Below are 4,911 nucleotides of genomic sequence, written 5' to 3' on the forward strand. Positions count from 1 at the left end.
ACTATTGCTGCGCTTTTTTTCTGGCTTGAGATTTTAGGTTCGACAGCAACTCCTTGATTGTTTTTTGAGTTACCCCTTGACAATCAAGACAGTCGCTACTAAGTAATATAGCTGCGGAGACTAGCGAATTACCGCCGAGATGGCGCGTTTATGTCTTCTCGTTCTGAATTCGTTCAATTTCATCCAGCGCTTTTTTCGCCCGGAATACAGCCCGGAGATAGGCGATCTGGCTCTCCCACGCCGATCGGGGTAGGATGGCGGGGATAGGGTTCGGGTTCTCGTTCATGGTTAGATTGTGGGGGTGAGTACGGGGGTTTTGTTTTGCCAGCTTTCTGGCCATTGGATCGCGTCGGCACTGAAGGCGAGGGGATCATTGGCTAGGGGAGAATGGAAGGGTTCTTCTACCAGCGCGAATTGACCGTTATCGAAGGGAATTCCCGCAGCGGGGCGATCGAGGTAGAATCTCTCTCGGATTCCCCGTTCCGCTTGTTTTAAGGCCCGGTGGTGACAGTAGGGGTTATTGCCTCGGCGATCGAAGAAAACATGAGCCGTCCAACTACAACCACCGCGGCAGAGTTCGGCGAACTCGCAGGTTTTACAGAATCCCCAGAGATGATCGGTTCCCTTCGGGGTTCCCGCACCGAGGTTGAAGCGCAGTTCTTCGGCCTCTTCGATAATCTGGCGTAGGGAGCGATCGCGGATATTGCCCCCAGTATAGGCCGCGGTGGGAAGGGAGGGACAGCCTTTGATCGCTCCGTCGGCCTCGATACCAAGTGCCGCCAGTCCAGCACTACACCCCTGCCAGAATGTCCACGCGTCCCCTCCCCGCAATAAACGTTCGTAGGGGCCGTAATAGCCGATATTGTTGCCCGGTTGTACGTCTACCCCCTCGCGTCGCGCTCGCTCGGTGACACGGGCGAGCATCGGGTATAGTTCTAGGAGTTCGTAAGGTTGCAGGAGAATCTCCGAATTATCGGCCGCGTTCCCCATCGGGACGGTTAACTGGATCTGCCAGGCAAATACGCCCGCATCGCGGATTTTTTCGTAGATTCGGGGAAATTCAGGGGCAGAAAGACGATTTATCTGGGTATTGCAACCGAAGGGAATACCGGCTTGTTTAAGGTGGCCCATGGTGCGGAAAGCCCATTGCCACGAACCTGGTTTCCCCCGCAGGCGATCGTGGGTAGCCTCTAATCCGTCCACGGAGACGGAGACGACTTTGATCCCCGCGTCTTTCATCTTTTGGGCGGTGTCGAGGGTGATGCCGTAGCCGCCGGTGGTGACACCGCAGATCATGCCCGCGTCGGTGATCGCCCGGGCGATATCGAGCCAGTCGGGACGGAGGAAGGCCTCTCCCCCGATCAGGGTAACTTCTTTGATGCCCACTTCGGCCAGTTGACGGACGAGATCGAGGGCTTCTTCAGTGGTAAGTTCGTGGCTACGGGTGTGGCCGGCGCGGGAACCGCAATGCTGACAGGCGAGGTTACATTTTAGGGTAATTTCCCACACGGCGTAGCTGATGCGACGGTATTCGGTCATTGGAATTATCCTCGATTTAGGCGTAGTAAGTACGACGGCCACCGCCACCGCTGGTCGAGCCATATACTTGTTGCATCCGTCCACCGATGATCGCTTTTAAGTCTTCTTCGGTTAAGTCTTTGAGTTCGTCATCGTTGGCGATTTCGTCCAAAACCTTTAAACGAAAATCGGGATCGGTTGCTAGTTTTTCGGTAAAATCCGGGGTGCGATCAAAAGACATGATTAGCTCCTTACTAGGTTTAATACTCGATAAAATTTATGAGTCGGTTGGAATTATAAATCCACGAGACGATCTGCCGGTAATCCGTACATCGGTCGAACGATTCCGTCACCTGGAATACGCCATTTAAGCTTGCGGTTGGGTGGCAGACCGTACATCGCGTGAAATAGAAAACCGCCGATAAATCCACCGGCGACCGCCGCTAAATCTTCCTCGCTTAAATCTGTAACTTCTTCATCGGGGCGATCGGACTCTAGAATTCGTGCGGTGTATTCCTCGAATTCCTGTGGTGTGAAATCGAACCCCGCAGCTTTGACGATCTCTCTGCATTCTTCTTTACTGTTCACCGATTGGATTCGGGAACGGAAGGATTGATCGGAGGCGACTTTTTGATAAAAAGCGTGAACTTGTTCGAGAGCCATAAGTTAACTCCTGTTAGAATTTGAGAGTGATGGGAGGATACGGTTGGTAGATAAGCTGTTCAGCATTTAAATTGCTTGTGGAGATGAGGCACTCTTGCAAGAGGCAACCCCCCCCCCCAACTCCCGCGACGGGGGAGATTCAGCTAATCTAACGATAGGCGGTTATAGCGGTTTTCACAGAAGTGAGTCCCGATTGAAACGCTGAAAAGCCTATCTATCAAGGAATTTACTATACCTTATTACTGGACTTTCCCCATACAGAAATACTAAAAAATTAACAAAACCCTATGGAGTTTCTCAGAAAAAATTGAAAAGACGCTACTGGGTACATTTTCCCTTTGAAAATGGCTGTACCGTTGACTGTATCTAGAGTAGAGCGATTCCGTAGAGTTGGCTGTATAGTGATCGCTAACCTGATTGTAACAGATGGTGTCATTAATCTCTAGAGTCAGCGATTCCCTCTGTAGCCATGTTTTTGAGGGTTTTCTGCCCGGAAACAAGCTATAATGGTCGAAGGGTCAAATTTGAAAAATTTTGCCTCAAACCCTGTCTGCGTAAGGATTTCAGGAGTTTGTACCCAGTAGTTTATTAGTATTACATTGCTTTAACTCAGGCTCTGTAAGACTTTTAGCCATAGCTAGTATATTTATACGGGGAAGTTCAGTTATTAGACTGAAAACCGCTATAAAATGGGTCCTTGCTTAATATTCGGGAGTGATGGGAGGATCGGTTGGTAGATAATTCCGAGGGTGATGGGCGGCCAAATTCTTATTCCCAGTGTTGTTGGTTTTGGCGGCGATATTATACCTATACCGCCTTGAATGTTGCGAGTCTCGATCGCGCGATTGATCGCAGTTTCAAGAGATTCTTGAAAAGAGTTCACCTGTAGATCGGAAATATGAATTTTAGCCATAGTAATTAGACTCCTATTTAATAGGGTTAAGATTCGGGTTCGGCAACCTTCACGAAAGTTTCGGAAGGATTATAGTTGTCAGTGACAACCTGCGGACAGCGCAGACAAGCGGCTTTTCCTTCCTGTAACCACCAGCGACAGTTTTGCCGGATTCGACAGGGGGGAAGGGTATCGGTTACTTCTGCGAGTCCCTGTGCCACCCGGTGCGCGAGGCGACAATCTTTCCCATCGAAATGAACGCATTCTTTTTCCGCGCAGGACGCGGCGAAGCGGAAGACTTCGGTGGGGGTGACGGGTTGAGCGAGTGCGAGAATTTCTGCGGTGACGGGTTGGATTTCCGGGAGATAGGCGACGCGGGGTTCCTCAACGGTTCCCGCTGCGATCCCGAAAATTACGCTATCCGGGGAATTTTCTCGCGCGCTAGGACATAAAGTGCGATCGGATTTCATGGTTAAAACTCCATTGGGCATATCCATCCGCAAGTTTTGATCCCGCCAATAACTTTACGCGCGTCGAGGGAACGTTCGATAGCGGCTTGAATTAATGGCGAACTTTCCATCTCAAGAGAAATCAGTGAGTTTTGTTGGCGATCGAGTTTCAGGTTGGCGATAAAAATTTTAGACATTGTAGCTTTCCCTATAGATTAACTATCAAAAATCAGCTTTGTTAAAACTGATTAATCGGATATCCATGCTCATCAACTCTTGGTAATCGTCCGTCCCTTGGCCAACCACTAACGCCACAATGTTGTGGACGACCTTGACCTACTCGACGAGCGCGATCAGCACGATTGATCGCACCTTTAATTAGAGATAATTGTTCGGGAGCAAGAGGCAGGGTAAGCGCATCTTAACAATCCTTGACAAAATGAACTTTATGTGAGTTGCTTGCCCAGAGGGCGATTCAGGAATATTTGAGGAGAATTTGCCCTCTCAATTGTTAAGCAAAAATCGACCAAATGGGTCGATTTCGTAACTATTCTGATTGACTGGTATCACTTGAAATGCTCACACAGCAAGCGGATCACAAAATTGGCCAATTGTCAATAGCGTTTGAGATGCTCTCACCCTGAGCGAGAGGCATTTCTGATGAGTCGGAATGGTCATACAGATCGAGAATGGATAAATTAGGCAGATTTTACATATACCCAACTCCCATCTTTTTGACAACGGTAAATACCATCCGCCTGTTTGACTGTGGAACCTTCGGAATAGGTCTGACTCGCATAGGTGCATGATGCGGCTCCACCTCTTACAGCTTTTTGTTCATCTTCAGATAGATCGACTAAAGACTCGTCTAAAATTAAAATGTTGGTCATTGGGATTATTCTCCTATTTTAGAAACTTTCTAGAGAATGAGTTAATCAACTAATTTAATCTACATCTTAGGCCTATAAAAAATATAAGTCAACCTCTCAATTCACCTTAGTTGAACATAAACAAGCTAATTTTGTTAGGATTTTACTCCTAGTCTAGCCCATCAAAAAATTATCGATACTGAAAAAGCCTCGATTTTCGTCATCACAAATTAAAGATAAATAAGTTATTTATGTTCAAAAATATTCAAATTTATATCATTGTGTACAAAAAACCAAATATAGCGTTTCTCGCATCTGTGCGGCACACTTAAACCTTTGCTGATTAAGCTGTTCAGGATCGGGAATGTACCTCTTGTGAATCAGAAATGCTATAAATGACTTAAATAAGTTATTTATTTGGTTCTTCGGTTTGTGTTATGCAATAGACGGGTTTATCAGAGATGAAACCCTTATATAGAAAGGCATTGAGCGATTTTTGTCAATTGTTTTTGATCTAGAG

General features: G+C 47.3%; 7 protein-coding genes. All 7 read right to left on the bottom strand.

Features of this window, described 5'->3' with window-relative positions; translation table 11 throughout:
• Window positions 1–288: 288 nt before the first annotated feature.
• The gene (locus IQ242_RS16780) at window positions 289–1,539 is read right to left on the bottom strand and encodes a nif11-class peptide radical SAM maturase 3 (RefSeq protein ID WP_193960753.1); all 1,251 of its coding nucleotides are present in this window, start codon (window positions 1,537–1,539) and stop codon (window positions 289–291) included.
• Window positions 1,540–1,555: 16 nt separating this feature from the next.
• Window positions 1,556–1,759 carry a hypothetical protein gene (locus IQ242_RS16785; protein ID WP_193960754.1) on the bottom strand — a complete coding sequence of 68 codons (204 nt, stop codon included), beginning with the start codon at window positions 1,757–1,759 and terminating at the stop codon, window positions 1,556–1,558.
• Between the two features lie 53 nt (window positions 1,760–1,812).
• Window positions 1,813–2,181: a Nif11-like leader peptide family natural product precursor gene (locus IQ242_RS16790; RefSeq protein WP_193960755.1), complete on the bottom strand. Its 369-nt coding sequence runs from the start codon at window positions 2,179–2,181 to the stop codon at window positions 1,813–1,815.
• A 682-nt stretch (window positions 2,182–2,863) separates the two neighbouring features.
• Window positions 2,864–3,094 (bottom strand): hypothetical protein, encoded by a 231-nt coding sequence (locus IQ242_RS16795; protein WP_193960756.1) that lies wholly within the window; start codon window positions 3,092–3,094, stop codon window positions 2,864–2,866.
• Window positions 3,095–3,120: 26 nt separating this feature from the next.
• Window positions 3,121–3,543 carry a nitrogen fixation protein gene (locus tag IQ242_RS16800; RefSeq protein ID WP_228021050.1) on the bottom strand — a complete coding sequence of 141 codons (423 nt, stop codon included), beginning with the start codon at window positions 3,541–3,543 and terminating at the stop codon, window positions 3,121–3,123.
• A 2-nt stretch (window positions 3,544–3,545) separates the two neighbouring features.
• Window positions 3,546–3,719 carry a hypothetical protein gene (locus IQ242_RS16805; protein WP_002757475.1) on the bottom strand — a complete coding sequence of 58 codons (174 nt, stop codon included), beginning with the start codon at window positions 3,717–3,719 and terminating at the stop codon, window positions 3,546–3,548.
• Between the two features lie 501 nt (window positions 3,720–4,220).
• Window positions 4,221–4,412 (bottom strand): DUF1496 domain-containing protein, encoded by a 192-nt coding sequence (locus IQ242_RS16810; RefSeq protein WP_193960758.1) that lies wholly within the window; start codon window positions 4,410–4,412, stop codon window positions 4,221–4,223.
• Between the last annotated feature and the right edge of the window lie 499 nt (window positions 4,413–4,911).

It is taken from the genome of Microcystis sp. LEGE 08355, assembly GCF_015207185.1.
Taxonomy (GTDB): domain Bacteria; phylum Cyanobacteriota; class Cyanobacteriia; order Cyanobacteriales; family Microcystaceae; genus Microcystis; species Microcystis panniformis.

Bases quoted from the DNA above. Each gene is read 5' to 3' on its own strand.
- IQ242_RS16780 (WP_193960753.1), bottom strand. From the start codon at position 1,539: ATGACCGAATACCGTCGCATCAGCTACGCCGTGTGGGAAATTACCCTA.
- IQ242_RS16785 (WP_193960754.1), bottom strand. From the start codon at position 1,759: ATGTCTTTTGATCGCACCCCGGATTTTACCGAAAAACTAGCAACCGAT.
- IQ242_RS16790 (WP_193960755.1), bottom strand. From the start codon at position 2,181: ATGGCTCTCGAACAAGTTCACGCTTTTTATCAAAAAGTCGCCTCCGAT.
- IQ242_RS16795 (WP_193960756.1), bottom strand. From the start codon at position 3,094: ATGGCTAAAATTCATATTTCCGATCTACAGGTGAACTCTTTTCAAGAA.
- IQ242_RS16800 (WP_228021050.1), bottom strand. From the start codon at position 3,543: ATGAAATCCGATCGCACTTTATGTCCTAGCGCGCGAGAAAATTCCCCG.
- IQ242_RS16805 (WP_002757475.1), bottom strand. From the start codon at position 3,719: ATGTCTAAAATTTTTATCGCCAACCTGAAACTCGATCGCCAACAAAAC.
- IQ242_RS16810 (WP_193960758.1), bottom strand. From the start codon at position 4,412: ATGACCAACATTTTAATTTTAGACGAGTCTTTAGTCGATCTATCTGAA.